The organism is Bacillus sp. NMCC4 (genome assembly GCF_002998555.1).
GTDB lineage: Bacteria > Bacillota > Bacilli > Bacillales > Bacillaceae > Bacillus.
The window spans coordinates 129943-155904 of sequence record NZ_PVRA01000006.1; the positions used below are offsets into that span (position 1 = coordinate 129943).

Annotated in this window: 30 protein-coding genes, 1 pseudogene and 1 riboswitch; of the genes and pseudogenes, 20 read left to right on the forward strand and 11 right to left on the reverse strand. The window is 41.5% G+C overall.

The annotated features are described in order from the left end of the window. The first annotated feature begins 165 nt into the window (after window positions 1–165). Window positions 166–561 carry a transcriptional regulator SpxA gene (spxA, locus tag C6Y02_RS13735; protein WP_003211421.1) on the forward strand — a complete coding sequence of 132 codons (396 nt, stop codon included), beginning with the start codon at window positions 166–168 and terminating at the stop codon, window positions 559–561. A gap of 39 nt (window positions 562–600) precedes the next feature. Here spxA and C6Y02_RS13740 read toward each other — a convergent pair whose 3' ends face one another. Next, a complete protein-coding gene (locus tag C6Y02_RS13740) occupies window positions 601–1266 on the reverse strand; it encodes a TerC family protein (protein WP_060596006.1) in 666 nt (221 codons plus the stop codon). Window positions 1267–1441: 175 nt separating this feature from the next. Between C6Y02_RS13740 and C6Y02_RS19750 the strand changes: the two are divergent. The 5 genes and pseudogenes from C6Y02_RS19750 to pepF all read left to right on the forward strand — a co-directional run. Continuing rightward, window positions 1442–1562, forward strand: a pseudogene (locus C6Y02_RS19750) (hypothetical protein); the annotation flags it as partial. Continuing rightward, window positions 1529–2194: an adaptor protein MecA gene (gene mecA / locus C6Y02_RS13745; protein ID WP_012009573.1), complete on the forward strand. Its 666-nt coding sequence runs from the start codon at window positions 1529–1531 to the stop codon at window positions 2192–2194. The pseudogene C6Y02_RS19750 and the gene mecA, both read left to right, overlap by 34 nt. 85 nt (window positions 2195–2279) lie before the next feature. After that, complete coding sequence (gene cls, locus C6Y02_RS13750; protein ID WP_088003078.1) at window positions 2280–3800, forward strand: cardiolipin synthase; 1521 nt, start codon at window positions 2280–2282, stop codon at window positions 3798–3800. Between the two features lie 161 nt (window positions 3801–3961). Further along, a complete protein-coding gene (locus C6Y02_RS13755) occupies window positions 3962–5122 on the forward strand; it encodes a competence protein CoiA (RefSeq protein ID WP_106031503.1) in 1161 nt (386 codons plus the stop codon). 214 nt (window positions 5123–5336) lie between these two features. Beyond that, a complete protein-coding gene (gene pepF, locus C6Y02_RS13760; RefSeq protein ID WP_282959334.1) occupies window positions 5337–7163 on the forward strand; it encodes an oligoendopeptidase F in 1827 nt (608 codons plus the stop codon). A gap of 103 nt (window positions 7164–7266) precedes the next feature. Here the strand turns inward: pepF and C6Y02_RS19520 are convergent, their stop codons facing one another. From C6Y02_RS19520 to C6Y02_RS13780, 5 genes are all read right to left on the reverse strand, one after another. Next, on the reverse strand, window positions 7267–7440 hold the full coding sequence (locus C6Y02_RS19520; protein WP_034663238.1) for a hypothetical protein: 174 nt from the start codon (window positions 7438–7440) through the stop codon (window positions 7267–7269). Between the two features lie 296 nt (window positions 7441–7736). Next, window positions 7737–8648 carry a ClpXP adapter SpxH family protein gene (locus C6Y02_RS13765; protein WP_106031504.1) on the reverse strand — a complete coding sequence of 304 codons (912 nt, stop codon included), beginning with the start codon at window positions 8646–8648 and terminating at the stop codon, window positions 7737–7739. Next, the gene (locus tag C6Y02_RS13770; RefSeq protein ID WP_008355333.1) at window positions 8645–9043 is read right to left on the reverse strand and encodes a globin domain-containing protein; all 399 of its coding nucleotides are present in this window, start codon (window positions 9041–9043) and stop codon (window positions 8645–8647) included. Before C6Y02_RS13770 ends, C6Y02_RS13765 begins: the two co-directional genes overlap by 4 nt. Before the next feature lie 276 nt (window positions 9044–9319). Beyond that, a complete protein-coding gene (locus tag C6Y02_RS13775; protein WP_034663232.1) occupies window positions 9320–10087 on the reverse strand; it encodes a lytic transglycosylase domain-containing protein in 768 nt (255 codons plus the stop codon). A gap of 21 nt (window positions 10088–10108) precedes the next feature. Beyond that, on the reverse strand, window positions 10109–10687 hold the full coding sequence (locus tag C6Y02_RS13780; protein ID WP_034663230.1) for a CYTH domain-containing protein: 579 nt from the start codon (window positions 10685–10687) through the stop codon (window positions 10109–10111). A 236-nt stretch (window positions 10688–10923) separates the two neighbouring features. Here C6Y02_RS13780 and C6Y02_RS13785 point away from each other — a divergent pair, with 236 nt between their 5' ends. The 4 genes from C6Y02_RS13785 (at window position 10924) to C6Y02_RS13800 (ending at window position 13729) form a co-directional block, all read left to right on the forward strand. Next, a complete protein-coding gene (locus C6Y02_RS13785) occupies window positions 10924–11289 on the forward strand; it encodes a UPF0738 family protein (protein WP_106031505.1) in 366 nt (121 codons plus the stop codon). A 33-nt stretch (window positions 11290–11322) separates the two neighbouring features. Further along, window positions 11323–11952, forward strand: a complete 630-nt coding sequence (gene yjbM, locus C6Y02_RS13790) for a GTP diphosphokinase (protein WP_003211990.1) — start codon at window positions 11323–11325, stop codon at window positions 11950–11952. Between the two features lie 65 nt (window positions 11953–12017). After that, on the forward strand, window positions 12018–12818 hold the full coding sequence (locus tag C6Y02_RS13795) for an NAD kinase (RefSeq protein WP_106031506.1): 801 nt from the start codon (window positions 12018–12020) through the stop codon (window positions 12816–12818). A gap of 44 nt (window positions 12819–12862) precedes the next feature. Beyond that, on the forward strand, window positions 12863–13729 hold the full coding sequence (locus C6Y02_RS13800; RefSeq protein WP_106031507.1) for an RluA family pseudouridine synthase: 867 nt from the start codon (window positions 12863–12865) through the stop codon (window positions 13727–13729). A gap of 42 nt (window positions 13730–13771) precedes the next feature. Here the strand turns inward: C6Y02_RS13800 and prpE are convergent, their stop codons facing one another. Then, window positions 13772–14515 carry a bis(5'-nucleosyl)-tetraphosphatase PrpE gene (gene prpE, locus C6Y02_RS13805; RefSeq protein ID WP_106031508.1) on the reverse strand — a complete coding sequence of 248 codons (744 nt, stop codon included), beginning with the start codon at window positions 14513–14515 and terminating at the stop codon, window positions 13772–13774. Window positions 14516–14677: 162 nt separating this feature from the next. On the opposite strand from prpE, the gene C6Y02_RS13810 reads away from it, so the two are divergent. The 10 genes from C6Y02_RS13810 (at window position 14678) to C6Y02_RS13855 (ending at window position 23698) form a co-directional block, all read left to right on the forward strand. Beyond that, window positions 14678–16519 carry a monovalent cation:proton antiporter family protein gene (locus tag C6Y02_RS13810; RefSeq protein WP_106031509.1) on the forward strand — a complete coding sequence of 614 codons (1842 nt, stop codon included), beginning with the start codon at window positions 14678–14680 and terminating at the stop codon, window positions 16517–16519. Between the two features lie 59 nt (window positions 16520–16578). After that, a riboswitch (TPP riboswitch) is annotated at window positions 16579–16688 on the forward strand. 78 nt (window positions 16689–16766) lie between these two features. After that, entirely contained in the window at window positions 16767–17477 is a 711-nt protein-coding gene (tenA, locus tag C6Y02_RS13815; RefSeq protein WP_106031510.1) for a thiaminase II, read from the forward strand. Continuing rightward, window positions 17452–18069 carry a thiazole tautomerase TenI gene (tenI, locus tag C6Y02_RS13820; protein WP_106031511.1) on the forward strand — a complete coding sequence of 206 codons (618 nt, stop codon included), beginning with the start codon at window positions 17452–17454 and terminating at the stop codon, window positions 18067–18069. Before tenA ends, tenI begins: the two co-directional genes overlap by 26 nt. Then, a complete protein-coding gene (thiO, locus tag C6Y02_RS13825) occupies window positions 18053–19165 on the forward strand; it encodes a glycine oxidase ThiO (RefSeq protein ID WP_106031512.1) in 1113 nt (370 codons plus the stop codon). The genes tenI and thiO overlap by 17 nt, the downstream gene beginning before the upstream one ends. Next, on the forward strand, window positions 19162–19365 hold the full coding sequence (gene thiS / locus C6Y02_RS13830) for a sulfur carrier protein ThiS (protein ID WP_034663206.1): 204 nt from the start codon (window positions 19162–19164) through the stop codon (window positions 19363–19365). Before thiO ends, thiS begins: the two co-directional genes overlap by 4 nt. Window positions 19366–19369: 4 nt before the next feature. Next, complete coding sequence (locus C6Y02_RS13835; protein WP_034322849.1) at window positions 19370–20137, forward strand: thiazole synthase; 768 nt, start codon at window positions 19370–19372, stop codon at window positions 20135–20137. Next, a complete protein-coding gene (locus tag C6Y02_RS13840) occupies window positions 20134–21147 on the forward strand; it encodes a thiazole biosynthesis adenylyltransferase ThiF (protein WP_106031513.1) in 1014 nt (337 codons plus the stop codon). The genes C6Y02_RS13835 and C6Y02_RS13840 overlap by 4 nt, the downstream gene beginning before the upstream one ends. Before the next feature lie 16 nt (window positions 21148–21163). Then, the gene (gene thiD / locus C6Y02_RS13845) at window positions 21164–21970 is read left to right on the forward strand and encodes a bifunctional hydroxymethylpyrimidine kinase/phosphomethylpyrimidine kinase (protein ID WP_066031030.1); all 807 of its coding nucleotides are present in this window, start codon (window positions 21164–21166) and stop codon (window positions 21968–21970) included. Window positions 21971–22120: 150 nt separating this feature from the next. After that, on the forward strand, window positions 22121–22897 hold the full coding sequence (gene fabI, locus C6Y02_RS13850; RefSeq protein WP_034663198.1) for an enoyl-ACP reductase FabI: 777 nt from the start codon (window positions 22121–22123) through the stop codon (window positions 22895–22897). A gap of 114 nt (window positions 22898–23011) precedes the next feature. Beyond that, window positions 23012–23698 carry a CotO family spore coat protein gene (locus C6Y02_RS13855; RefSeq protein ID WP_106031514.1) on the forward strand — a complete coding sequence of 229 codons (687 nt, stop codon included), beginning with the start codon at window positions 23012–23014 and terminating at the stop codon, window positions 23696–23698. Between the two features lie 35 nt (window positions 23699–23733). Here the strand turns inward: C6Y02_RS13855 and C6Y02_RS13860 are convergent, their stop codons facing one another. The 4 genes from C6Y02_RS13860 to C6Y02_RS13875 all read right to left on the reverse strand — a co-directional run bounded on the left by C6Y02_RS13860 (window position 23734) and on the right by C6Y02_RS13875 (window position 25943). Beyond that, complete coding sequence (locus tag C6Y02_RS13860) at window positions 23734–24177, reverse strand: CotY/CotZ family spore coat protein (RefSeq protein ID WP_106031515.1); 444 nt, start codon at window positions 24175–24177, stop codon at window positions 23734–23736. 206 nt (window positions 24178–24383) lie between these two features. Further along, on the reverse strand, window positions 24384–24875 hold the full coding sequence (locus C6Y02_RS13865; RefSeq protein WP_034663191.1) for a CotY/CotZ family spore coat protein: 492 nt from the start codon (window positions 24873–24875) through the stop codon (window positions 24384–24386). A 146-nt stretch (window positions 24876–25021) separates the two neighbouring features. Further along, window positions 25022–25519, reverse strand: a complete 498-nt coding sequence (locus tag C6Y02_RS13870; RefSeq protein WP_034663188.1) for a spore coat protein — start codon at window positions 25517–25519, stop codon at window positions 25022–25024. 88 nt (window positions 25520–25607) lie between these two features. Then, on the reverse strand, window positions 25608–25943 hold the full coding sequence (locus C6Y02_RS13875) for a hypothetical protein (RefSeq protein ID WP_034663892.1): 336 nt from the start codon (window positions 25941–25943) through the stop codon (window positions 25608–25610). Between the last annotated feature and the right edge of the window lie 19 nt (window positions 25944–25962).

A 25962-nucleotide genomic window follows, 5' to 3' on the forward strand; every position in this document is an offset into this window, starting at 1 on the left:
CACAAAATGAATGAAATTGTCTAGTTTTTGTCACAAAAATTGCAAGAAAATCTGTTCACACTTACTTTTTTATAGTATAATCACTATAAAGATTACTTATTTAGAACAATTTTAATTTAAGAATACAGATCAATATTCATTCTACAAATTGAGGAGTGAAGATTTATGGTAACATTATACACATCACCAAGCTGTACATCATGTAGAAAAGCAAGAGCGTGGTTAGAAGAGCACAATATCCCGTATCAAGAGAGAAACATCTTTTCTGAGCCTCTTTCAATCGATGAAATCAAAGAAATTCTTCGAATGACTGAAGACGGTACAGATGAAATTATCTCAACACGTTCAAAAGTATTCCAAAAGCTAAATGTGAATGTTGAGACAATGCCTCTTCAACAATTGTATAAACTGATCAATGAGCATCCAGGTCTTTTAAGACGTCCAATCATCTTGGATGAAAAAAGACTACAAGTTGGCTACAATGAAGATGAAATTAGACGTTTCCTTCCAAGAACGGTTCGTACATTCCAACTAAGAGAAGCTCAGCGACTTGCTAACTAATTGAAAAACGAAAAGCTGCCGATCATTTGGCAGCTTTTTTTATTTGTTTTCAGCTGTTTGTTCGTAAAATAAGCTGGCTAAAATGACCATTACAACCGTTAAAAACGGGAGCATGAATTCAAGAGTCGCATGCTGAGCCATAAATTCATTCAATTTCACATCACGAACAATCATTTCACCGCCAGTAAAAGCCAAAAGAGCACTTCCTCCGTATAAAAGAAACGGGAATTTGGTTAAAGCGGCATGAATTAGCTTACTTCCCCAAATAATAATCGGTACTGAAATCATAAGGCCGAAAGCGGTCAGCAGCATGTTGCCTTTTGCCGCACCTGCAACTGCAATCACATTATCAAGTGACATAAAGAGATCTGCAATCACAATGGTCTGAACCGCACGCCAAAGGGAGCCGCTGCTTTTAATGCGAATCGATTCTTTCTTTTGTTCAATTAACAAATTGTATCCTATATAAAGGAGAAAAAGCCCGCCGATAAATTGCAAATAAGGGATGGTCAATAAATAAACTGCGGCACCTGTCATCGTAATTCTCATCAGCACTGCCAAAAGTGTACCGATCCATATGGCTTTATTGCGTTTGTCATTTGATAAGCTGCGGCTAGCCATCGCAATGATCAACGCGTTATCTCCGCCTAAAATCAGATCTATGCCAATAATCATCAGTAAGGATATGATCCACTCTGTTTCCATCCATTTCACCTCATGTCTAATAGAGCTCGTACAACCAATATATGAGGACAATTCAAATATATGTTTCTGTAAGTTTTCTCTGCAAAAAATGCGTTTTTATTTCTTTTATTCATGTTTTATCATAAAATAGACAGTACGAAGCAATACCTCAATTCTTTAAAAGGTTAACATGTAGACGGAACGGGTAAAGTGTAGTAAAGTACTATTAATTGGGAGCTTGTATGTCCCTTCAACATCTTATATAGAAGGGAAGGTTGGCAAAATGGAAATCGAAAGAATTAATGAACATACAGTGAAATTTTATATTTCCTACGGTGATATTGAAGACCGCGGATTTGACCGTGAAGAAATTTGGTATAATCGTGAACGCAGTGAAGAGCTGTTTTGGGAAGTAATGGACGAAGTGCACGAAGAAGAAGAATTTGCAGTTGAGGGACCTCTTTGGATTCAAGTGCAGGCACTTGACAAAGGTCTTGAAATTGTCGTGACGAAAGCCCAACTTTCTAAAGATGGACAAAAGCTCGAATTGCCGATTCCAGAAGATAAAAAAGATCAAACAGATGAAGAAAGTCTAGACGCACTGCTTGATGATTTTCAAAAAGAAGAGCAGGATCAAGAAGACCATAATGAGAAGGACAAAAAACTTCAACTTCAATTTGTGTTGAAAATGGATGACTTTGAAGATTTGATTGCACTTTCTCAATTAAATATGCAGGATTTTACCACAAGTTTATATTCGTTTGAAAACCGTTATTATCTATATGTTGACTTCCACGAGGATTTGTCAGATGAGCAAGTGGAGAATAAGCTCAGCATTTTGCTTGAATATGCTCATGAATCAGTGGTCAGCATTTACAGACTGAAAGAATACGGTCAGCTGATTATCGAAGGAAATGCCCTTGAAACGATTCAACAGCACTTCTCGTAACCAACAAAAGTCGATTTCTATAGAGGAATCGGCTTTTTTATCTGAATGAATAGGTAAATAAAGAGATCGGCAAGGAGAAAATGAAATGAGAAATTTAGTCAAAGTTCTATTTTTTCTTATCATTACGATAGGTGCTTATTTAGTCATTCAATTAATTGCTGGTGATTTAGCGGTAAGTGTATTAAGTTCTGTCAGTGTTCTATTCACTTTATCGATTATCTTCATCGGGTTTGTCATATTCTTGGAGAACCGGAATCCATCTCAAACAATAACGTGGCTTGTCCTGCTTGGCAGCTTTCCGTTATTCGGCTTTCTGTTCTATATTTTCTTTGGACGCAATATCAAAAAACGCAGGCTGTTTGAAAAGAAAGCCATTCTAGATGAACAGTTAATCCAGGAAGATGAGCATATTCATAGAGAAGCGATTGAGAAAATGACGCATATGGGTGATCATCAGCAGCTCTTATTTAAGCTGGCCCACAGACTCGGACATACCCCTATTACGTATCGCACGTCCTCTAAAGTCCTGACGAATGGAGAAGAAACATTCTCTCATATTTTTGAAGAAATCAAAAAGGCGACACATCACATTCATTTAGAATATTATATTCTCCGCCACGATGACCTTGGACAAGAATTAAAAGATATTCTCATTGATAAAGCGAAAAATGGCGTGATTGTCCGCTTTTTATATGACGATGTAGGAAGCTTAAAGCTCTCTCGTCAATATATTGCTGACCTCGAAAAGGCCGGCGTTCAGATCGTTCCATTTTTACCTGTGAGACTACCCCTGTTAAATAATAAAATCAATTTCCGAAATCACCGAAAAATTGTCGTGATTGATGGAGAAGTTGGATTTGTTGGCGGGCTGAACATTGGAGACGAATATTTGGGCAGAAGCAGACAATATGGTTTTTGGCGTGACACGCATTTGATGATTAAGGGTGAAGCTGTACGTGATCTGCAGCAGATTTTCATGCAGGATTGGTACTATATGACGAATGAAAGATGCGCAGGTGTAGACTACTTTAAAGATTTCAGTCACCTTGAGAGCACAACAGAAGGCGTACAAATGATTGCTGGCGGTCCTGATAAACAGTGGGAGGTCATTAAAAATCTCTTTTTCTCCATGATTATCTCTGCCAAAAAGTCTATTTGGATCGCTTCACCGTATTTTGTGCCGGATGATGATATTTTGTCTGCATTAAAAATTGCTGCATTAAGCGGAGTAGACGTACGGATTATTGCTCCGAAGAATCCAGATAAACGGATCGTCTTCCATGCGTCCCGTTCATACTTCCCAGAGCTTTTAGAAGCAGGAGCAAAGGTGTATGAGTATGATCAAGGCTTTATGCATAGTAAATTTATCATTGTGGACAGCGAGCTGGCTTCGATAGGAACGGCCAACATGGATATGAGAAGCTTTCATTTGAATTTTGAAGTGAATGCCTTCCTATATAAAACGAAAAGCACAGAGAAGCTCGTGAACGACTTCTTAGGTGATTTAGAGCAGTCGCATGAAATTGTCCCAGAAGAATTTGCAAAGAGACCGTTAAGGGTAAGACTGTTTGAATCCACAGCAAGATTATTATCACCATTACTATAAAGATTGTATTTTCCCCCTTTTTATCAGGGGGTTTTTTCATTTTCCTCAGGAAAACATCAGTAAAATCATGTTTTGATATGATAAAAGTTCAATTTGCCTATTCGCTTCTTAATAGACGAACAAGCTATAATACGGTCATCAAAGAGTAAGGGGCGAGCAGAATGAATACAGCGATCATGGATAATGGAAAGCTTATTCGAATTACACATCATTTATCTAAAAACCGGCTGGAGCATGTAAGGACGACGTGCAAATTTTATTGTCCTGATTGCAGGGAAGAGGTGCAATTAAAGCTTGGTGAACAACGTGTGTATCATTTTGCACATAAACAGCTGACAGCATGTCCACTAGCCTCAAGCGAAACGGCTTATCATCAGGCGGGGAAAGAAGCCATCATGAATTGGCTTCAGCAGCTGGGACATAAACCGGTGCTTGAAAAGTATGTGTCAAAAGTTCATCAGCGTCCTGACGTGGCCGTCTCTATTGGAGGAACAAGCTATGCAATTGAATATCAATGTTCAAATATTTCCCGGCAAGAGCTGCGTAAAAGAACGGCAGGACTCCGTGAAGCGGGGCTCATCCCTATATGGGTAATAGGGGCAAATCGTTTAAAGCGAATATCTGCCCAGCTCTTTTCCTTCTCCTCCATTCATTGGGGAATGTTAAGGGAATCACAGAAAGGGAGTCTGATTTTTTACTGTCCGCTCCAGAATAGATTCATCCATCTTGCTCAACTTCTCGTATTTCAACCAACGAAAATATGTGCCGCCATGACTGTCAGACCGCCAACAGCATACCGCGAACTTTCGGCGCTCCTATCTCAGCCCTCAAGCAAGCGTCCAGTCTTCAAGCAATGGCTTAGATGTATACAGCAATTTAGGCAGCGGCCTCCCCGCATTTTATCAAATGAAAGCAAACGGTTGAGAGACATTTTCTATGAGCATCATCAAATGGCTTTCCCTTTTCTGCCAACTGAATTATTTATCCCGCTAAAAGAAACGTATATTTTTACAAGTCCTGTTTATGTCTGGCAGGGGTGTCTGTATGATTGGATGATGAGGAAAAAAGGAAGCAGTCCAGTAACGGTTCAACTGCTGATGAAAGAAATCAAGCGGTGTGTCCAGATGAAAGAAGTAAAGCTCCGATACGGTGATGTTTCAATAGAAGAAATACAAGAGGTCATCACTGCATATGTTAAGGCGCTTGTCAGACAAGGGTTTTTACACATGACGAAAGAGGGTAATTATGAAGTAGCGTCGAATCAAATGCCGATACGAACAGTAGATGAAGCGTTCAAACGAGATGCTTTCTTATTTCATTAGCATGTTTCATGCCCACTTTGATCATGATAAGAAAAAGGTGGTGCTGCGATTGAATAGAAAGAAACGCTTTTTTCTCATTTTTTTAGTCTGTTTGGTATTTATTTCTGCATATGATTTGACAAATATAGTTCAAAACAAAGAAGATAAATACAACACCAATTTCTTTCACTTTCCGAAAGGTTGGTTCAACACAACTTATGCAAGGGGGATTCATATGACTTCACAAAGCAAAAATAACCATTTACCAGACAGAAGCGAAGTAAAAGAAGAAAACAAATGGCGTCTTGAAGATATTTTTGAAAGCGTTGATGCATGGAACAAGGAATTCGAAGCTGTCAAAAAAGAAATTCCTAAGCTAGCCCAATTTAAAGGCAAGCTGGCCCATTCTGCTGATGTACTGTATGAAGCCCTAACCTTTCAGGATCAGCTTTCTGAAAAGCTTGGTAAGCTTTATACATATGCGCACATGAAATACGATGAGGATACAACTAACTCATCATTTCAAGCGCTGAATGATAAAGCATCGAATTTATTTACACAGCTCTCTAGTACTTCTGCTTATATTGTTCCAGAGATTTTATCGATTCAAGAAGATAAATTGCAGCAGTTTATTCTGGAAAAAGAAGAATTAAAACTGTATTCCCATGCTCTCGAAGAAATTAATAAAGAGCGTCCACATATTTTAAGTGAGGAGCAAGAAGCTTTATTAGCTGAGGCCTCTGAACCACTCTCAACTTCATCTACTACTTTTAGTATGTTTAACAATGCTGATATTTCGTTCCCTTCTGTAAAGGATGAAAATGGGGAAGAAAAGAAGATTACCCACGGCAACTTTATCACATTTTTAAACAGTGATGACCGTGAAGTGAGAAAGAATGCCTTTAAAGCTGTGTATAAAACGTATGATCAGTATAAAAACACGCTTGCTTCGACACTGAGCGGTTCGATTAAAAAGGATAATTTTTATGCAAAAGTACGAAATTATAACTCAGCAAGAGAAGCGGCACTATCTCGGAACAGTATTCCAGAAGAAGTATATGACAATCTGATTGATACAGTTCATCAATATTTACCGTTATTACACCGTTATATTGAATTGCGTAAAAAGGTATTAAAGCTTGATGAAGTGCACAATTATGACTTGTATACACCACTTGTAAAAGATGCTGGTATGAAGCTAACCTACGATGAAGCAAAAGATTATATGCTAAAAGGGTTAGCGCCATTAGGAGAAGAATATGTGTCCGTGTTAAAAGAGGGACTGAGCAATCGCTGGGTAGACGTTTATGAGAATAAAGGGAAACGCAGCGGTGCGTATTCATCTGGAAGCTATGGTACAAATCCATATATCCTCATGAACTGGCAAAATAATATTGATAATTTATTTACACTGGCTCATGAATTTGGGCACTCTGTCCACAGCTACTATACAAGAAAGCATCAGCCATATCCGTATGGAAACTATAGTATCTTTGTAGCTGAAGTGGCTTCTACGACAAACGAAGCGTTACTTGGCGAATACCTGCTGAATCATCTAGATGATAAAAAGCAGCGTTTGTATGTGTTAAATCACTTGTTAGAAGGATTCAGAGGAACGGTATTCAGACAGACGATGTTTGCTGAGTTTGAGCATCTTATTCATGTGAAAGCGCAAGAAGGAGAGGCTTTAACGCCGGAATTTATGACGAACCTTTATTACGACCTGAATAAGAAGTATTTTGGAGACGGCATGGTTGTGGATAAAGAAATCGGATTAGAATGGACGAGAATTCCTCACTTCTATTACAACTATTATGTATATCAATATGCAACAGGCTATAGTGCTGCACAGGCATTAAGCAAGCAAATATTAGAAGAAGGAAAACCTGCGGTGGAGCGCTACACAGACTTCCTTAAAGCAGGAAGCTCTGATTATCCAATCAATGTGTTGAAAAAAGCAGGTGTTGATATGGCTTCCAAAGAACCAATCAAAGCAGCATGTCAATTGTTCGAAGAAAAGCTGAAAGAAATGGAAGAGCTCATCTCTAAAACGGGTGAGTGATGAAAAGACTTCTGTCAGACGCGTGAGTGCAAACTCATCTTTTGACAGGAGTTTTTTTCTCATAAAAAAAGACCTCTTCGCATATAGAGGCCGCTTCTTATCATCAACCTTTAAATCCCTTAAAGGTCTTCCGGTGGTTCATTCGATAAAGTGTAAAAAGAATAGAAGCAAATAAGAGTGGGGATGTTAGATAAAGAGGAAGCATTTTCATTAAACCTAATATATTTAAAAAGAAACATAAGCCAATGGAAACAAGTCCAATGGTTGTGCTGCGCATGCAGATCCCTCCATTTTTTCGTTACTTTCACTATATGAAAGTGACAACCCTCTTATGTTTTGTGACAAAAATATGAACATATAGTATATCTGTTGTCATAAGTCGACAAAATTTGATATACTACAGATGTGAAATTAATCACATACAAACATTACCCCTTTGTTTGACCGTGAAAAATTTCTCCCATCCCCTTTGTTGTCGTTAAGACATAGTGAAACCGCGCTTATCCCGGCGCGGTTTCTTCGTGCTTAAAAATAGAACGTATATTCCTTTTTAGGGTAAAGAAAAAACATGGGTCAGCACCCATGTTCATTTTCACAGCGGTAGAGATCAAGATCTGAATGATGATCATCTACTTTATAGCGCCAAAACATTTCTTGATGTACTTGTACACGTTCTACCTTTTTAGCGAAAGCCAGCTTTTTCATTTCTCGTTCAACTTCTTCAAGTGTCAGGTCATAAACGACAGCAATCTCTTTTGCAGATGCAAATTGAAAGTAAGCAATAAACCATTCAATTGGAGGCCGTTCTGAAGGTGTTGGTTTTTCACCAATCATTTCAAAAAGGATTTCCTCGTATACATCATAAGAGTACGCACCTGAAATTTTTAAACCTTCATCCCCGTTTACTGTATTAAAAAAGGCAAAGGTTGGAAGCTCAGATACGTCCATTTCAGCTGCAATTTTCATATCACATTGTAGTGCTTTAACAGCACTTTGAGAATGAATATCGCGCTGGAATTCCTCGATGTCCAGTCCAGCACTTTTTGCATTTTCTAGCAGCAAATGTTCACTTGTCACATCTTGCTGATGGCAAAAAAGTGATTCTTGAATGAGACGCAGAAACTTCATTCCGCATTTTCTGCCTTGAAGCTCAGCCGCTTTTAATGCAAGCGAGGCGAGGTAGGGTGAAGTCACAATTTGTTCGGACAGCATTTGTTCTTTTTTGGTCTGAGTTTTGGTAGCAAATTTCCCCCATGCTTCGGTCAGTAAATGCTTTTTTCGTTTTCGATTCAATGCATTAATACTAGAACTTGTCACCGTTCGTAAAGTGAAAAAACGGCCGTACTTCATTTTCAATTTTTTAATGGATGGCTCTAATAACCAGCAGTCTGGACTTAGAGGGTCAATGAATACATAGATTTCAATCGGCTTTTGAGGATGTCCGTGACAGTGTGAGAAATATTGATCGTGCGTATTGCAGCTCAAGATCGTCCATCCTTTTCAGGTGTTTGATTGACCATATGACGAGCCGTTAGAGAAAGCCGCTCAAATAAAAAGTCACGAATATCGCCGGTTAATCCTACTTGATCCATCGCATCCTCCATGCATTCAAGCCATGCGTCAGCCCGCTCCTCAGTAATCGGAAAAGGGAGATGTCTCGCCCGCAGCATAGGGTGACCATGCTCCTCTGTATAAAGCGGGGGTCCGCCTAAATATTGAGTTAAAAACTGTTTTTGTTTTCTTGCTGTTTCTTTTAAGTCATCCGGGAAAATAGGATGAAGCAAAGGATGACACTTTACATTTTCATAAAAAGTATCAACAAGTTGCGATAGAAGTTCCTCTCCAACCGCTTCGTAAGGTGCGTTAAACGATTGTACCATGTTGACTACTCCTTTTACTCGTAGTTAATAGGATGAAGCGCCCTATTGTGAATTCATTTATTTCAAAAGTGATATTCAGTTTGTTCTATTTTATTGTTTCTATTCTTGTATACTTATTTTAACAACCTCAACTCAATTCCACAAACAAACCGCTTTGGTCTATTGGAAATAAGGGGAGAGGCGGGTTCCGTGATCAATTGACCATATCATAACACATTCAGTCAAAAAAGGGTGAAAAGCGACATACAAAAAACCGAAGAGGTTATTCTCTTCGGTTTAAGCGAAATATTGTGCTGTGATTTTCTTTACATAATTTTGTGTTTCTTTAAATGGTGGAATGCCACCGTATTTATCAACATTTCCTGAGCCTGCATTATAAGCAGCTAAGGCAAGTGAGACATTTCCATTATATTTCTGAAGCATTTGTTTTATATACTTCGTGCCGCCTTCGATGTTTTGGGCCGCATCAAAGGCATTATTCACACCAAGTGACTTAGCAGTAGATGGCATAAGCTGCATGAGGCCAAGTGCTCCTGCATGACTGACCGCATTCGTACGATAGCCGGATTCTTGCTTGATGACCGCATGAATCAGCTTCTCTGGAACGCCATGCTTTTGAGCCATTTGTGACACGATTTGATTAATTTCTTTTGATGATGAACCGTTTGAAACAGCCTTTTGAAGCGGCGGCGTGTAGCTGTTGTTTAAGACATTCCCAATGCCGTTCGCTGTATTCAATTGAGCGTCATTCGCATATGAAGATGGAGATTGAAGCTGCTCACTGCCAGCGATAGCAGACAAGTATGGGTTTGTACGCGCGTATTGCGTGTTCGGAGCCGTTGATGGGTCCGTTCCCATAAACGCAGAAATAGAAAGCGGCAGGCGTGATAATTCTGATCCGCCTAAAAAATCTTGCAGCAGCGACTGAAATGAAGCTTGTGCATTCGATTCTTGGCCGGCCGGTATTTGTGTTTGTCCAGGGTCTGATTGTAACGTTTTAAGCGCTTGAAGCTGCATAAAGGATTGAAGTTGATTGACGTTCATCATGTTCCTCCTTCAAGGAATTCATCTATTCTGTGTTTTCATTTTCTCTTCATAAAAACGTACGACTTTGTTTTTCGTGTTTCGTACAGGGATTTGGAATTTTTGGAGCAATGCGGAGAATGCGGCTTGTCCGATTTCCAGGTCGCTCACTTCAAATTCAAGTTCATAGTCCTCTACTGTTAAATATCGGCTGTGATCCAAAACAATTAAGCCTTCTTTGATCATTTTTTCAGCTCTTGACGTTTCAAGTGAACCAAAATACACAATTTGATCCTTTTGAATGTTCAGATGGTCTAGCCTGTCAGCCACTTCACCTTCTGGCAGCTGAAAATCGTCAAGGCTTGATGGAGGAGCGATCGTTTGGTGGGTTTCGAGCAAGCCTATTTCGTGTGGTTCCTTTAACGTGAGAACCCACTGACCGTCTTTTTCTCTCATTCTTAATGCTGCGAATTGAGATTTTATATCAAATTGGGGTGTATCAAAGTAATAGTTGGTTTGTGTGTGAAAATCCGAATCCTTCAATTGAAAATGTTGTTTCAACTGTTCAAATTCTTCTTTCATTAACAATTGCTTTAGTTCTATTTCAATTTCCTGTGCCATTTTGACATCAACCTTTCATTTAGAGGAAATATGATTATTGTACATGAAGTATGTTCATCATGTAAAAGACTGTTTTTATCTCTTATTTCTCTTTCCGCATGTGCCAAAATCAATGGATAATTACGTGAAAGGATCATTTATAAGAAGAAAATAGGATTTTCTCAAAAAGTTCGGTTTATCAATATTGAACTCGATATGATAAAATAAAGCTGTACTTTGTTGTAAAGGAGATCATGATGCAAAACCGAATTGAAATCGCAGAAGCAACTTTAAAAGAAGACAGGCTGATTTTGACGACCAAGTCAGAAGAGCAAATCCAAAAAGCAAAAGCATCAGGACAAATGCTTGTTGATTCTGATCACTTTGCGTTCGTTTACATACTTGAAAATGAGGAGTTCTTTTCATATCTTATCTTAGGGGAACATACATGGGCTCCATTAAAAGAAGCAATGAATCTTGACATCCCTGTCTATTTGGCAGCGGGAGGACATTCGTTAGAACTCATTCAGCTTCATCAAGAATTACATTATTTAATCGACAATATTAAAGACAATGCCAATTACGGAGATATGGAAGAGAAAGTGAAGAGCACATTCCTCTGAAATAATTAGGTATATGGAATTGGGGGAAGTTTCATGGACAAAAAACAATGGGATCAATTCCTCGCACCGTATAAACAAGCAGTCGAAGAATTAAAAGTGAAACTAAAAGGCATTCGAAAGCTGTATGAATTCGAGGATGATCATTCACCAGTAGAATTTGTCACAGGCCGAGTGAAACCCGTTGCCAGCATATTAGAAAAGGCAAAGCGTAAAAACATCCCAATGCATGAAATCGAAACAATGCAGGATATTGCTGGGCTTCGCATTATGTGCCAGTTTGTAGAAGACATACAAGTCGTGAAAAAAATGCTTCAGTCACGAAAAGACTTCGTGGTTGTTGATAAACGAGACTATATTGCAGAGCATAAAGAAAGCGGATACCGTTCGTACCACCTTGTTGTGTTATATCCGCTGCAAACGATCAATGGAGAGAAGCAGCTCCTCGTCGAAATCCAAATTCGGACACTTGCGATGAATTTTTGGGCGACCATTGAGCATTCTCTGAATTATAAATATAGCGGGAATATCCCGGAGAAAGTCAAGCTGCGCCTTCAAAGAGCTTCTGAGGCAGCATCTCTTCTTGATGATGAGATGTCTGAAATAAGAGGGGAAATTCAAGAAGCACAAGTGGCATTTTCCCGGAAAAAGAAAAACGATAGCTAAGCCTGAGCTTGATCAAATATGATGCTGCCCTCTCATAGCAGCAAGGTGGAAAAGGAGAAGAATTCATGAAATTTGCAGTTTCTTCGAAAGGGAATTCTGTATCTGACACACTCAAAAATAAAATTCAGACCTACTTATTGGATTTCGGGATGGAACTCAACGAAGAGGAACCGGATCTTGTCATTACGGTTGGTGGAGACGGCACCCTTCTTTATGCGTTTCACCGTTATAGCGACCGTCTGAATGAAACAGCTTTTGTCGGTGTTCATACAGGTCATCTTGGTTTTTATGCTGACTGGGTGCCAAGTGAAATTGAAAAACTCGTCTTAGCTATTGCGAAAACGCCTTATCACATTGTGGAATATCCGATCTTAGAAGTCATTGTCAGATACAACGACGGCGGCAGAGAAGAGAAATATTTAGCGATGAATGAATGTACCATTAAAAGTATGGAAGGGACGCTTGTGGCAGATGTTGAAATTAGGGGTCAGCTGTTTGAAACATTCAGAGGTGACGGTCTTTGTCTGTCTACACCGTCTGGCAGTACAGCCTATAATAAAGCACTTGGAGGCGCCATTATTCATCCTTCCATTAGAGCCATTCAGCTGGCAGAAATGGCTTCAATCAACAACAGAGTGTTTCGAACGGTCGGTTCACCGCTTATTTTGCCAGACCACCATACTTGTGTCATTAAACCGATGAATGATGTCGATTTTCAGGTAACCATTGATCATTTGACGCTGCTTCATAAGGACGTTAAATCCATTCAATGCCGGGTAGCAGACGAGAATGTCCGTTTTGCCCGATTTAGACCTTTTCCGTTTTGGAGAAGGGTGCAAGATTCCTTTATCGGAAAAGGAGAATAAGAAAGAGGTCGTTCTCGCTGGAATACTTTACGCTAAACAAAACCATGACAGCCAAAGAAGAAGGGCTGCTTTTAAAGGATTATTTAATAGATCTTGGCATTTCGAAAAGGATGCTGACGGATATTAAATTTGATGGCGGTGATCTCCTCATTAATGGAGAGCATGTGACTGTGAGATACAAGCTGCATAAGGGAGACAGGCTCACCATTTTATTCCCAGAGGAAAAAGTGAGTGAAGGGCTGAAGCCTGCTCCGATTCCGCTTGATATTTTATTTGAGGATGAGCATGTCCTTGTGCTGAATAAAAAGCCATATATCCCGTCCATTCCTTCTCGGGAGCACCCAGAGCACAGTATTGCGAATGGATTGCTGCACCATTATGCAGAGCAGTCTGTTCGGCTGACGGTTCATTTGGTGAACCGCCTTGATCGTGATACATCGGGCGTCATGCTCGTGGCCAAGCATCGCTTTGCCCACAGCCTTTTATCAAAAGCGCAAAAAAGTGGAGCGGTCAAACGAACATACAGAGCGTTTACACATGGCATGATCTCGGAAAAGTATGGAACCATTCGTGCAAAAATTGCCCGAAAAGGAGATAGTATCATCGAGCGAATGGTCGATGATACTGGACAGGAAGCAGTGACGCATTTTACAGTGCGAGCGGTGGATGCTGAGTTGAACATGTCAGATGTGGCTCTATCACTTGAAACTGGGAGAACACATCAAATTCGTGTTCATATGAAGTATCTTGGTCACCCGCTCATCGGAGATACGCTATATGGCGGAACGAGTGAGCGGATGAACCGGCAGGCACTGCATAGTGAGACTCTTGTCTTTCCTCATCCGATGACTGGGGAGGAAATGACATTCTCGGCTCCGCTTCCTGAAGACATGAAATCATTGCTGCTTTAAATAGAGAAACCCGGCTACCTGCAAGCGCAGGACCGGGTTTTTTTATGATGTGAAATGCTGAAACCTTGAATCTTCATAAGGTATAGAGGAAGGAACAGAGACCGTTTCAAGCTCAGGATATGTGAGGGCAGACAGCCGGTGGCCAAATACGCAGCCTGTATCAATATTGACGGTTCTGCCAACGAATCGGGGTTCTTTCACTGGTGTATGTCCGTATACAATCCACGGTTTTCCGCGATATTCCTTTGCCCAATCCTTCCGCACAGGTCGTCCATCTGGCCATGTTTCTCCTGTGACCGCGCCAAATAATAGATAGGATCGCATCTGTTTGTTCGGCTTTCTTCCAATGTCCTTTTCCTTCATCGCTGCGTGAGCAATAATCAGTTCATCAGGAATGAGTACATCGTAAAGCGGAGCCTTCTCAAATAGCTGCTTAAATTCATGTGACAATTTGGTTTGTTCATGAAGGGGCAGCTTTTTTATTTCGTTCACTGTGGTTTCGATGCCATGAAGTAATTTCACGGGATTTCCTTTCAAATAGCGATAAAGCTTAAAGCAATGGTTGCCAGGTACGTAGCGGATCGCGCCGTGTGCGTAGGCATGAATGACAAATCGCATCACATCTACTGACTGAGGGCCTCGATCTGTTAAATCACCGACAAGGGCTAGCGTTCTTTTATCAGGATGGACGGGTAATCCATGTTTGAGTTCGTATCCTAGTTTGTGTATGAGGGTAAGCAGCTCTTCGTAGCAGCCGTGGATATCTCCAATGATATCAAATTTCATAAGATTTCCTCCTGATCTTTCTCATCCATTCATCGGGGTTAAAGAAGTTTGAATTTTAGAACATATAACGAATGGCTTTCTTTTCATTTAGGCAATTGTTAAAATCAATGCTTTAACGTAAAACTTAAAAGATTAAACATCAATGTTAGGAGGCTTTAGCCAATGGAGCATACATCTGTTTCATCACTCGTTGTCGTTATTATTGTCGCCTTTTTCACCCCACTTTTATTGCACCGATTTAAGCTGACCATTCCGGTCGTTGTTGCTGAAATCATCATGGGGCTCATCATTGGAAAAAGCGGTCTTCAACTGGTAGTTGAACATGATGCATGGTTAGACACGTTATCCATGCTCGGTTTTATTTTTTTGATGTTTTTAAGTGGACTTGAAATAGATTTTTCTTCTTTTGAGTCAAAGAAGAAAGCACGAGAACTGCCAAATGGTCTAAAAGAACCAAATACGTTTAAGGCAGCCACGATTATTTTTCTTGGCGTATTTAGTATTTCTTTTATCCTGTCCTATGCGTTTGTACTTGCAGGGTTTATCCAAAATGCCTTTTTAATGACGCTCATTATATCGACCATCTCATTAGGGGTCGTGGTTCCTACCTTAAAAGAGGAAAAGTTAATGCAGACGAATATCGGTCAAATCATCTTGCTTGTCGCCGTCATTGCTGATTTGGTGACGATGATTTTACTTGCTGTGTTTTCCTCCATTTATGGCGATGGTACAGGGAATATGTGGCTTCTGCTCTTATTATTTGCTGCGGGCATTCTGCTTTATTTATTTGGCCGCGTATTTAAGACAAAGTCGATTTTTCAGTCCATGTCAAAAGGGACCGTGCAAATTGGGACAAGGGCGATCTTTACTCTCATTATAGTCTTAGTTGCCTTATCTGAATCACTCGGTGCTGAAAATATTCTTGGGGCGTTTTTAGCGGGCGTACTTGTGTCCCTTCTTTCGCCGAATAAAGAGCTTGTCCAGCAGCTGGATTCATTTGGCTACGGATTTTTGATCCCCATCTTCTTTGTGATGGTCGGAGTGGATTTAAATATATGGGCACTGTTCAAGGACCCAACCATTATGATCATGATCCCGCTGCTGTTTATTGCATTACTGGTTAGTAAGCTCATCCCGATTCTTTATTTGAAAAAATGGTATGACATGAAAAAAGTGATCGGTTCTGGCTTTTTATTAACATCGACGTTATCACTCGTCATTGCAGCTGCGACGATCGGGGAGCGGCTCGGAGTCATTGACCATAAAATGTCTGGAGCGCTGATTCTAGTCGCGGTACTGACGAGTATTTTAACGCCTGTTTGGTTTAAAGCGCTGTTTAAAAAAGAACAAGCTGCGAGCCATAAAAAACGTGTGACCTTTATTGGTGCAAATCAGCTGACCTTACCTGTCACACTTGATTTACATCAGGATGAATATGATATTCGGATTTTACATGTTTTTCAAGAAAATAAAGAAGCGCTGCTTGCTGACTCCATCTTTGAAGTCGAATCGATTGAAGAGTACGACGATGAGACGCTGCGAAAGGCAGGCGTTGGCCAGGAGGATGTCCTCGTCGTCGCAACAGGCAGTGAGACGAAAAATAAGGAAATTGCTATATTTGCAAAGGAAGAAGGAGCGAAACAAGTCATTGCTAGTGTCAACAAAGCTGAGACAGAGCTGACATTGAAGGAAGCAGGCATTGATACGTTTTCTAATTTCCTATCATCTAAAACGGTGCTAAGAGCCTTGATTGAAGCACCGGATGCGATTCGATTATTAACAAATGAGGATACTTCTTTGTATCAAATTCAAATGAACAATCATCGTTATCACAATGTCATGCTGAGGGAGTTTCCGTTTACCGGTGATTTGGTCTTTGTCCGTATTTTCAGAGGGGTAGACAGCTTAGTACCACATGGAGATACGACGCTTAAAAGCGGCGACCGTGTGCTTGTGTCAGGCTCTCGTGAGTATGTGGCAGGACTAAGAGCCCAATTAGAGTAAGAATGAATCCTTGACCAATGAACAATTCCTGATTAAGATAGAAGTACAACATCATATATTTGATCCACTAGGGGAGTCCTTTAAAAGGGCTGAGATAAAAGTGTCGACTTTTAGACCCTCATTACCTGAACAGGTTCATACCTGCGTAGGGAAGTGGTGCGGTTTTTGACTATGCTTTTTACAAATTCCAAGCCACTTTCCACGCGGAAAGTGGCTTTTTTATATGGAAAAACAGGAGGAGAGAAACATGACGTTTTCAACTGAATGTAAAGAAGCAGCAGCAACATGGTGGAATGGAAGCTTCACACACCCATTTGTCAAAGGGATTGGAGATGGCACGCTTTCACTCGATCGTTTCACGTATTATGTGATGCAGGATTCATATTATTTAACTCATTTTGCAAAGGTGCAAGCATATGGCGCAGCGATTAGTGAGGACTTACATACGACGGGCAGAATGGCGTATCATGCGCAGGGTACGTATGAAGCAGAGCTGTCGCTGCATAGAAAGTTCACAGAGCTTTTGCAGATTTCAGATGAAGCCATCGAGAACTTTAAGCCTTCTCCGACTGCTTATGCGTATACCTCTCATATGTACCGATCTGTGAAAAGCGGGCGATTTGAAGAGATTTTAGCCGCATTATTGCCGTGCTACTGGCTATATTATGAGGTGGGTGAAAAGCTGAAACAAACCACACCTGACCATCCGATTTATCAGGAATGGATTTTGACATATGGAGGGGATTGGTTTAAGGAGCTCGTCTTTGAACAGGTCAACCGCTTTGATGAACTAGCCGAGAAAGCACCAGAACATGTACTGACCAATATGAAAGAAAATTTTGTGATTTCAAGCTATTACGAATACCATTTCTGGGAAATGGCGTATCAAAAAGAAACATGGCAAACAGCATGCTTAGATGGGGTTGGTGCAAATGGAACTCCACGCAGTGACAAATGATTCGCTTCCTGTGGATGAACTGATCAAACAAATAAAAGCCATCGTACCTGAAGTGGATTTTATTCATATCCGGGAACGGTCTAAAACAGCAAGTGAGCTTGTTGATCTCGTGAAAAGACTCTTTTTAGAAGGTGTACCGAAAGAGAAGCTCATCATCAACGACAGAGTAGACGTTGCACTGCTCACCAATATTCACCGGGTACATCTCCCAGGCCATAGCTTTTCGCCAAAAGAGCTGCGGCAAAAATTCCCTCACCTTCATGCGGGTGTCTCTGTTCATTCGATAGAAGAAGCGAAAGCAGCGGAGAAAAATGGAGCAGAGTATGTCATGTTTGGGCACGTATATGACACCACTTGTAAACCAGGACTTCAGGCAAGAGGCGTACAGCTTGTGAAAGAACTGACATCTGCACTGTCTATTCCAGTGGTGGCGATCGGTGGATTGACACCTGACCGCATTCCAGAATTGAAACACGCGAATGTGAAAGGGATTGCTGTCATGTCTGGGATTTTTACTCATCATCAGCCGCGCATGATGGCACAAGCATTTTCTAAACAGGTAAAGGAGCATCCTTATGAAGAAGCATTATGACGTTGCAATCATTGGTGGTGGAATCATAGGAATGTCCATTGCCTATCACCTTGCAAAAGCAGGAAAGCAGGTCGTCTTATTTGAGGCGAATGAGGTAGGGAAGCAAACGACAAGTGCGGCTGCTGGGATGCTCGGTGCACATGCTGAAGGAGAGGGTCATGAGGATATTTTTTTCCAAGCAGGCAGAGCAAGCCAGGCATTGTACGAGAAGTTAAAAGTCGATCTACAACATGAATCTGGTATTGATATTCGGACATCAGCGGGCGGTATCATGAAGGTAGCTTTTACAGAAGAAGAGAAACAAGCACTTTGCCGGATGCAGTATTTGTCTACATTTGATTGGCTTGACGCAAGCAGCGTAAAAAAATGCATGCCTCAAATGGCAGATAACATCTTAGGGGCAGGTTTGATTAAAGAGGATGTTCATGTCGAACCTTATGCGGTATGCCGGGCATTTTGGCAGGCGGCGGTCCGGTACGGGGCGGATGTGAAAGAGTGTACATCTGTGATTGAAGTGAAGCGGGAGAAAGAAGCGTTAACAATTAGAACAACGAAGGGAACATTCACATGTGATGATCTGACTGTAGCGAGTGGTGTATGGTCTGGCCGTTTTTTTGAAGAGCTTGGATTATCTCATTCTCTTTATCCAGTAAAGGGGGAGTGTGTGTCTGTATGGAATAATGGCCCAGCACTCGCACACACCATTTACCATGATCATTGTTATATCGTTCAACGAGATAGCGGCAAACTGGTCGTTGGCGCAACGATGAAGCCAAACGAATGGCAGGCTGTTCCAACGCTTGGCGGCATCGAAGCTGTGATTCAAAAGGCGTCTCAGCTTATGCCTTCGATCAAGGAGATGCCGATTGATCAGTGCTGGGCCGGTCTTCGCCCGGCGACAAGCGACCGGCATCCCTACATTGGAAGACATCCAGAAGATCAGCGTATTCTTTTTGCTGCAGGGCATTACAGAAATGGCATTTTACTTGCCCCGATTACTGGAGAGATCATTCGCGACCTGATATTAGGTGAACCGGTCAAAAAGGAATGGCTTCACGCGTTTCGTATTGGCCGAAAGGAGGCACTGTTTGTATGAAAATTCAATTGAATGGCAGAATCGTTGATTTCGATCAAGAGAATGGAACGATCTATGATCTGCTATCAGCCTATCAGCTTGAAAATAGAGTAGTGATCGTGGAAAAGAACCAAGAAATTATTGACAAAGAAGCGTTTCAACAAGTAAAAATTCAATCTAATGACACGATTGAAATCGTTCACTTTGTAGGAGGAGGATGACAACATGCTGCACATTGGCGGAAAAACATTCACATCAAGATTATTACTTGGTACAGGGAAGTATCCATCATTTGAAGTTCAAAAAGAAGCCGTGAACGTATCAGAAGCAGAAATTTTAACCTTTGCTGTGAGAAGAATGAACATTTTCGAAGCATCTCAGCCTAATTTTTTGGAGCAGCTTGATTTATCAAAATATACGCTGCTTCCGAATACAGCTGGTGCAAGTACTGCGGAAGAGGCAGTTCGTATTGCTCGTTTAGCGAAGGCTTCTGGACTGTGTGACATGATCAAGGTAGAAGTCATTGGCTGCTCAAGGTCTCTTCTGCCAGATCCAGTCGAAACGTTAAAAGCATCGGAAATGCTACTCGAAGAAGGGTTTATCGTGCTGCCCTATACATCTGATGATGTGGTGCTGGCGAGAAAATTAGAAGAGCTCGGTGTCCATGCTATCATGCCAGGGGCTTCTCCGATTGGTTCAGGTCAAGGCTTACTAAACCCTCTGAATCTCTCATTTATTATCGAGCAGGCGAAGGTACCGGTGATTATTGATGCTGGTGTAGGCTCTCCAAAGGATGCAGCTTATGCGATGGAGCTAGGGGCTGACGCTGTATTACTGAACACAGCGGTGTCTGGTGCAAAGGACCCTGTGAAAATGGCAAAAGCCATGAAACTGGCAATTGAATCAGGAAGACTAGGCTTCGAGGCAGGACGGATTCCTTTGAAAAATTATGGGACAGCAAGCAGTCCGCAGGAAGGAATGCCGGCATTTTGAGCACACGTTATTCACGTCAAGAGCTCTTTCAGCCAATCGGCACAGAGGGGCAAAAGCGGCTAAATGACTCAAAGGCCGTCATTATTGGTGCAGGGGCGCTTGGAACAGCTAGTGCTGAAATGCTCGTTCGTGCTGGCGTTGGATCTGTCACCATTTTGGATCGAGATTATATTGAATGGAGCAACCTTCAGCGTCAGCAGCTTTACACGGAGCAAGATGTGCATGATCGGCTGCCAAAGGCTGTGGCGGCTGAAAATAGACTCAAGCAGGTGAACAGTGACGTACATGTCAAAGGAATTGTCATCGATGTGACCGCTCAACATATTGATAAACTTGTCAGCGGGGCTTCGATTATCGTGGATGCAGCGGATAATTTTGAGGTGAGAATGATCGCAAATGATGCAGCTGTCAAACATCAAATTCCGTTCCTTTATGGAGCCTGTGTCGCCAGCTACGGCATTCAATTCACTGTGATTCCTGGTGAGACGCCATGTTTACACTGCCTGCTTGAACATTTACCCGCACAAGGCATGACCTGTGATACAGCCGGTATCATTAGTCCAGTGGTGCAGCAGGTGGCGGCCTATCAAGTGGCAGATGCCCTTAAATATTTAACAGGCCATCAAGTGACGCCAATTTTAAGATCCTTTGATTTATGGACCAATGAACGATCTGACATCCGATCAGCCAGTTCCTTAAAGAAGAAGCAATGTCCAAGCTGTGGGCTGAAGACATATCCTTTTCTCTCCTATGACAAGAGAGCGAAGGCAGATGTACTATGCGGCCGCAATACGGTACAAATCCGCAGTGCTGCTGAAATCCCGCCGCCATTACACGAAGTGGCTATTCGCTTAAAGAAAGCAGGAATGGATGTGCTTGAAAATCCGTATTTACTTTCTTGTCAAAAGGATGAATATAAGCTTGTTTTATTTAAAGATGGCAGAGCACTTGTACATGGTACAAATGATATGGCCAAAGCAAGAACCATTTATCATCAATGGATTGGCTAATGAGAGGTGTGATGAAATGACGATCAAAAAAGCATTCACCATCGCGGGTTCTGATTCGGGCGGCGGAGCTGGCATTCAGGCAGATTTGAAAACCTTTCAGGAGCTCGGTGTGTACGGAATGTCTGCGATCACAGCGATTACAGCACAAAACACACTTGGCGTTCACGGTATATACCCTCTTTCAATCGAGGCGTTAAAAAGTCAAATAGATGCAGTCGCAGAAGACTTGCTGCCAGATGCCGTCAAAACAGGAATGCTGTGGAGTGCCGAAATGATCAATACGGTTGCTGAAAAAACGGTTCAATATGAGATGAAGCTGATTGTCGATCCAGTCATGATCGCAAAGGGAGGGGCTTCTTTATTAAATGAAGATGCGGTCTCTGCGTTGAAAACACACTTGCTGCCTGTCAGCTATGCCGTAACGCCGAATCTTCCTGAGGCAGAAGTGCTGACAGGCATGCGCATTCAGACAAAAGAGGATCGCTATCTAGCAGCGGAACGTCTATATGAGCTTGGTACGAAACATGTCGTGATCAAAGGGGGACACGGCCCCTCTGGCGGTATGATAACAGATCTGTTGTATGATGGAAAAGGCTTTATAGAAGTCACAAACGAACATATCGATACCCCACATACACATGGCACAGGCTGCACGTTTGCAGCGGCATTAACAGCTGAAATTGCGAAAGGATACTCCATGAGAGAGGCTTTTGAAACAGCAGAAACCTTTGTCCATGAAGCCATCAAATTCCCTTTGAATATTGGCGCTGGACATGGACCTACCAACCATTTTGCTTATCAGCAAAACAGGCTCAAACGATAAGAGAATCGAACCGTCTTCACTTGCGAGGACGGTTTTTTGATGAAAAAGAAACTTTCTTTCAGCGGAAATTGTCATTCTCTCATGATCTGTGATAATATTGTGATCAGGTACTAATACTATGTCTTGAAAAAATAGGAGGCTTTATTACATATGAACTTTTCTTTAGAAGGCCGTAATATCGTGGTGATGGGTGTTGCCAATAAACGAAGCATCGCTTGGGGAATTGCCCGCTCACTTCACGAAGCTGGAGCTCGTTTGATTTTTACTTATGTTGGAGATCGTCTTGCTGAATCTGTAAAAGAACTTGCAAGCACACTTGAGCGCAATGATTCAATCATTCTTCCATGTGACGTGACAAGTGACGAAGAGATTGAAAAATGTTTCGCTACAATTAAAGAAAAAGTACAAGTCATTCATGGCGTTGCGCATGCGATTGCATTTGCAAACAAGGAAGAACTTGTCGGTGAATACTTAAACACGAACCGTGAAGGTTTCCTTTTGGCGCACAACATTAGTGCATACTCATTAACAGCTGTAGCAAAAGCAGCACGTCCATTGATGACAGAAGGTGGAAGCATCGTCACGCTTACATACCTAGGCGGAGAGCGTGTGGTATCTAACTACAACGTAATGGGTGTAGCGAAAGCAGCACTTGAAGCAAGTGTGAAATACTTAGCAGCTGATTTAGGCGCAGAAGGTATCCGTGTGAACAGTATTTCTGCTGGTCCAATTCGTACGCTGTCTGCAAAAGGCATCAGCGGCTTTAATACAATCCTGAAGGATATTGAAGAACGTGCACCGCTTCGCCGTACAACGACTCCTGAAGAAGTTGGCGATACAGCTCTATTCTTATTCAGTGATCTATCACGCGGCATGACAGGTGAGAATCTGCATGTTGATTCTGGCTTCCATATCATTGCCCGCTAAACGAATCATTGAATTGCAGCATACCAAAGATGGGTATGCTGTTTTTTTATTTTTCTTCTGATTTGAGACATCCGCTCATATATATAAGGAATGAATCATTCGGGAGGGATTAGTATGTCAAATAAAGGTGATGAGAACCAGAAGCCGCTTATGTATATTGTTCAGCCGAGCTATGATGAATCAATGCCGGCCATGCAAAATATCGTGAGAAAACGAAAGAAATCAGAAAAACCGCAAGAAAGTCATCAGAGTGCAAAAGACGTGATCGAAGAAAGCACGCACGAGGAACCCGTGGCTCAAGAAATAGAGAAGAAAAAAGAAGTCGGGCCGCCTGAACTTCAGCAAGAACAAGACATCACACAAGAAGCAGAACTTGCACAAGAACAAGACATCACACAAGAAGCAGAATTTACACAAGAACAAGACATCACGCCAGAAGCAGAGCTTACACAAGAACAAGACATCACACAAGAACCAGAACTTATACAAGAACGAAAACCCCAGCGAGAAGAGGAAAAGCCGCCAGAAGGTGTATTTCATGAAACAAAAGAAGAACGTAGAAGAAAACGAGTGAAAAAGCCTTTAAGTCAGATGAGTATTGACGAAAAAGTCGATTTTCTCACAAGCCTGCCTCATAATATGCCAAGAGCCCTTTGCCTGATTGAAGCTGATGGTAAAACATATAGAGGGATTATCATGGATCGAAAAGAAGATCTAGTGGTCATTCGAACAGCGGGCGGGGGAAATCCAGTTGAATTAGCAATAGATGAAATTTCCTCGATTCATCCGCTTGGCTTTTAACGAATAAAAAAAGTCCCATAGAGGGACTTTTTTTGTTAGCAGTTACGGTTGATGAGTCGTGGATTTAAGCACTCGATTGCGCAGAAGCAGTCAAGATCTACTTCAATGCAATACTTCGATTTTTCTAATCGGAACACATCACATAAGGAATCTTTATCTGTAAAATCTAAAATATGACGGTCTTTGTCAAATGCAATAAGCAAGCTGAGTGTTGCGCAGTGATCACAGATGTGTTCGACTCTGAAAAATGCAGTGCTGAAGCAAGGACCTGCATCTACTTCTCCGACGTTTCCGAATGCGACGAATGGTTTTGATTTGGATGTAAAGAGAACAAACGGGACAGTGTCACCTAATGAATGTGATGGAGAAAGGAGATTGCTGTAACAGCTGGTCGGGCAATCTTCTTCGACGGCACTTTGTAAGTCGTTAATATTTTCAACAGCCTCTGCTACACAGCTCCATGAATGTTTGCGGCTCATATTCAACCCTCCTATACTAGGAAATTTGTTTGAGTGTTTGAGCACTGTCATCATCTACAAGCTTTTTTGTTTTGCCAGTTGATACTTCTACTTTCAATCAATGCGGAAGCGGCAGCTCTTATGCTGACTGCTCCGCATGATTGGCTGTCATTCGTAAGGAAGGGGATGCTTTGACTCATGACAAGTTAGGTCAACGGACGATTGGTTTAGCCGTGGTGATGATGCTTTTTATCTTTCGATGGCATGACTCTGTCGACAAGCTCTGGGTTTAAACATTGGATCGCGCAGAAGCAGTTTAGATCAACCTCAATACAAAAGTCCGTTTTTTCTAGACCAAAGAAGTCAGGGTCACAAGGGTGACACACGCTTAGCGTATGTCCGTGTACATCAACAGGTCTTAATACAGATAACGTAGCACAGCAGTCGTGTAATTTTTCAACCCGGAAGAAAATGGATTCGAAGCATTGGCAATCGTCAACAAATCCTCCAATGTTTCCGAAAGTAGAAAACAATCCGCCCTTTTTATCAAAAATTAAAAACGGAATTGTATCTTTTCCAGAAACTGTCGGGCTTAATAAATTACTGTAGCAGCTCGTAGGACACTTATCTTCTACAGCTTCCTGCTCTGCTAAAATCTTATCAACCGCATCGCATACACAGTTTTCATCATGTCGGCCATGGTGTTTTCCGCAGCTCATGGATTTCAGCTCCTTTAACAAGGTATTTGACTTTAGTCCTTAACAACATATGTATGCGCCCTCTAGTTGGTGTGGGTAAATGACTATTTATATTTGTTGTATTTTTATAAAAGGAAAAGCAGAGCTTTTCGCTCTGCTTTTGGACATTAAAGGATACCAATTGCAACGATTGTCGCAACAAGTGTTTGAGTAAGTGTTTGAATCGCGATCGAGATATCCGCATCGATTGTCGATACTGTAACGTTTCTAGAGTTTTCGATGACAAGTTTCTGGCGGTTTGTTTGTTTGTGAGTAGCGGCTTGTAAAAGATCTTGTGTGACGCGGTCAGCCAGATCACCGTCTGCGATTGAGATATTTGTAATGGTGATGATCGCTGTTTGAACAGCTACTTGGATAGATGCTGCAACCTGTGCATCAACAGAAGAGACGTTAATGTCACAAGAGTCTCTGACGATAATGACTTCCTCAGATGTCTGCTTTGTAAAACTCAATTGATCAAAGTCTTGCAAGACATCTTCATCATCATAATAGTGGCCATCACAAACTGCTTTTCTTTCATAGTTGTAATCGCCGTGGTGTCCGTGGTGTCCGTGGTGTGTACAGTTACGATCTAGAGCGACCCAAGAATATGGTTTAGAATCCATTTCTATTCCTCCTTCCGTTTACTTTATTAAATGCTGGAATGCGTGGTTTTGTCTCGGGCATTTACCCTAGCAGGCAACCCATTTTTATTTAATCGTTATTACGCTGCGCATCACGGCGCTGCTGAATACGATCTCGAAGTGAATTTCGTTTTGGACGTACTTTTGGTTCAGGCTGTACTTCTTCCGCATGTTTTGCTGCCTCAGCCTGCCTTTTTTTCTCCTGCTGCTGTTCTACGAAATCATTTGCTTTCTTTTGTAAGTCCTCGACTAATTTCAAAATCATTCTTCTTTGATCATCTGAGATATTTGCTTTCTGATCATCTGTGATATTGTTTTTGTTTAACACATCACTTACAAGAAGACTCGTTAATGGATCAACATCAGTATTGATTTGAAACTCCTTTTTTTCGTTCTCTTCAGCCACGATGATTTCACCTCTTTCA